The 3,083-nt window shown below is 59.5% G+C and carries 2 protein-coding genes and 2 pseudogenes; all 4 read left to right on the top strand.

The genetic code is table 11. From position 1 onward, the window contains the following. Positions 1-426 precede the first annotated feature (426 nt). Positions 427-618, top strand: a complete 192-nt coding sequence (locus GWG67_RS38535; protein WP_275174866.1) for a hypothetical protein — start codon at positions 427-429, stop codon at positions 616-618. A 246-nt stretch (positions 619-864) separates the two neighbouring features. Next, positions 865-1,109, top strand: a pseudogene (locus GWG67_RS38530) (transposase); the annotation flags it as partial. 315 nt (positions 1,110-1,424) lie between these two features. Next, entirely contained in the window at positions 1,425-1,985 is a 561-nt protein-coding gene (locus GWG67_RS38525; protein ID WP_275174865.1) for a transposase, read from the top strand. 73 nt (positions 1,986-2,058) lie between these two features. Further along, positions 2,059-2,409, top strand: a pseudogene (locus tag GWG67_RS38520) (transposase); the annotation flags it as partial. Positions 2,410-3,083 lie beyond the last annotated feature (674 nt).

Raw genomic sequence — 3,083 nt, 5'->3', positions numbered from 1 at the left:
AAACCATCGAGGCTCGCGGCGGAGACGTTGTCCAGCCGCATCAAGAAGCCGGATATACGTCAGCAGTTGTGGCCGTCGATCCTGATCAAGCCAGTCGTTGCAATCGGGCGGGGTCCATATACGTCTACATATGAACCGAGCCGCTTTGCGTCCCGGCCGTGCGCGTTGATCACTCGCGCAAAGGGATGCGGAGCTCCTCGCCGGGGGCACTCGGAAAAGGGGCTCGCCTGCGGCGATCACTATCACTGCCCCGTTCCCGGGTGCCGCTATTGAACCGGTCTCGTCGCTGCACTCGGACCCGCGTGTCCCCTCGGGTCGCTATGCTCACACTCTCCCGGGTGCCATGTTCCGTTGAGGCGATGCGCCCCTGGCGGACGCCTGGTAGGCCCTGCGGCCCTAGGTAGCACAACGCAATTCGACGGCCATATGGCGCTGGTCGCGGCCGGCCGCACGCAATGCGACGTCACCGTAGTAAGCATCTTCGTCAAGGATGAGAGATCGAGATCGATCAAGAGCACCCCCTTCTTGCCCTCCATCGCCTTGATTCGATCGACGAAGCTGCGCATCACCATCACAAACGATGCAACATTTCTTCTGGTTGCTCTTCGCTTCTCATAAGGGTGTTTCGCATGCAGACATTGCCGCCCAGGGCGCCAACGGGCCGGAGAAAACAGTTGGGCTGAGGTAGGCGTGCAAGGGCAACCGACAATCGATGTCCAGCTCTCCAAGTTATCGTGCGCAATCTAGCGATGGACTGCCATTAGTGGGATCGCGTGGTACCACCTGGAGTGTAGTCGGCGTGTTGAGCTGCTGCCGGTTTGATGGATACCGCGATTAGGTGTTTCATGAAGCCGGAGGTGAGCGATGAAGAGACGGAAGTTCAGTCGCGAGTTCAAGATCGAGGCGGTCAAGCTGGTTAGGGAGCGTGGGGTGTCGGTGGCGCAGGCCGGGCGCGACCCGGATGTTCATGAGAACGTTCTGCGCAAATGGATGAAAGAGTTCGGCAGGCCTTTCCCGGCCACGGGCAGATGAAGCCGGAGCAGCAGGAGATCGAGCGGTTGCGCCGTGAGGTCGCCAAGTTGAAGGCCGAGCGGGATATCCTAAAAAAACTGTCCAGCGCCAAGGCGCGCCTGCGTGGAGTAGAAACGGCCTTGTGCTATCCTCTGTGGTTGGGAGGGTAGCGGCCGTCAGCTTATTGGAGGCACTGTCCCCGTTAAAAAACGTGGTCCATGGGCGCGCGCGGACTTGAGAGTGGTGACGCTGTTCCGGCGGCGGTCCCGATTAGGAAGATGACAAATTGGCATAGCCCAGACCCTCCTGCTATGATCGGACGGAGGATTCGCAATGCCCAAGATGACAAACGGTGACCGCCTGGAATTGAAGCCGGTCAACTTCGGAGCTGCTGCCACGGATCAAGGATGCACATGGCTGCGGTGAATCCGGCCTGCACTGACATCCCAGTGCGGACGTTCGGTACATTCACGCAGGACCTGCATGATCTGGCGAACTGGTTCAAAGCGTGCGGCGTCACCAGCGTGGCAATGGAATCCACCGGGGTGTATTGGATCCCGGTCTATGAGATCCTGGAGCAGCGCGGATTTGAGGTCATTCTGATCAACGCACGCTACGCCAAGAACGTGCCTGGGCGGAAGACCGACGTCAGCGATGCCGCATGGCTACGCCAGCTTCATTCCTACGGCCTGTTACGCGGCAGCTTCCGACCGGATGCCGAAATTGCAACATTGCGCGCCTATCTACGCCAGCGCGAGCGGCTGGTAGAATATGCCGCAGCTCACATCCAGCACATGCAGAAGGCCCTGATGGAGATGAACTTGCAGCTTCATCATGTCGTCTCGGATATCACTGGCGCGACCGGCATGCGGATTATCCAAGCCATTGCTGCAGGCGAGCGCAATCCCGACGTGTTGGCAACCTACCGGGACGTGCGCTGCCATTCTCAATCGAGACGATCCGCGCCGCACTAGCCGGCAATAATCGGGGCGAACATGTCTTGCCCTCGGCCAATCGCTGGAACTCTACGACATCTACCAGGCGAAGATGCTAGACTGCGACCGCAAACTCGAAGCTCTGATCGCGGCACTGAAGAATAAAGGCGTAAAACCGGTTGGAAGGCTGTCCAAGCCACGCATCAAGACCAAACAGGTCAATACACCTACCTTTGATGTCAGAGCCGCACTGTATGGCGTGCTCGGTGTCGATCTGACTGAGATCCATGGGCTGGGTCCGTCGCTCGCATTGAAGCTTATCGGCGAGTGCGGCACGGATTTGAGGGCATGGCCGAGCGCCAAACACTTCACTTCCTGGCTTTGCCTCGCACCGGGCAACAAGATCTCCGGAGGCAAGGTGTTGTCTTTGCGCACTCGGCGATCCTCCAGTCGGGCAGCCGCACTGCTGCGTCTGGCGGCCACCACCGTCGGGCGGAGCGATACGGCGCTCGGCGCATTCTATCGCCGGCTGGCCTCGCGTGCCGGCAAGTCGAAAGCCGTAACAGCAACCGCCCGTAAGATCGCGGTTTTATTCTATAACACACTTCGGCACGGTATGAGTTACAAGGACCCAGGTGCTGATCGATATGAGCAACAATATCGCAGTCGCGTCCTCGCCAACCTTCAGCGGCGGTCCAAATCACTAAGCTTCGTCTTGCAGGCCATTCCGGGGGAAGACGCCAATCCGGCTGTGCCTCAGCCTACTTGGCGAAGGAAGCGACATGAAGTTCGCCTTCGTCGCGAAGCACCGGACGATCTGGCCGGTGGCATGGCTATGCGTGTCAATCGGCCCTTTAGTTGCGGTTTGTTGTCAAGCTACCATTCTTCCTCTCTCCAGTGACACGCCGGTAGCGATTGCTCCGTCGGAGCGATCGCGGATGGCGAGATGATTGCCTAGCGGGCTTGGCAATCGTCGTCGTTGGCGGCTTCGTCGGGTTGGGTTGATGTCCTAGCTGGGGTCATGGTCCTTTCCGAGGTCGCGAGCGCCTCATGATGATGTCCGGATCGGGCGCCTCAACGTTTGCAGCGGAGTGCGGGCGAACCGCCACCAGCCGATTGACCGAGGTCACCACGACC

The organism is Bradyrhizobium sp. CSS354, from assembly GCF_029051725.1.
In the GTDB taxonomy this organism is placed as follows: Bacteria; Pseudomonadota; Alphaproteobacteria; order Rhizobiales; family Xanthobacteraceae; genus Bradyrhizobium.
This window is presented reverse-complemented; position numbering and strand designations above follow the sequence as displayed.

Excerpts from the sequence above, each read along its gene's own strand:
- GWG67_RS38535 (WP_275174866.1), top strand. The coding sequence starts at position 427 with ATGGCGCTGGTCGCGGCCGGCCGCACGCAATGCGACGTCACCGTAGTA.
- GWG67_RS38525 (WP_275174865.1), top strand. The coding sequence starts at position 1,425 with ATGGCTGCGGTGAATCCGGCCTGCACTGACATCCCAGTGCGGACGTTC.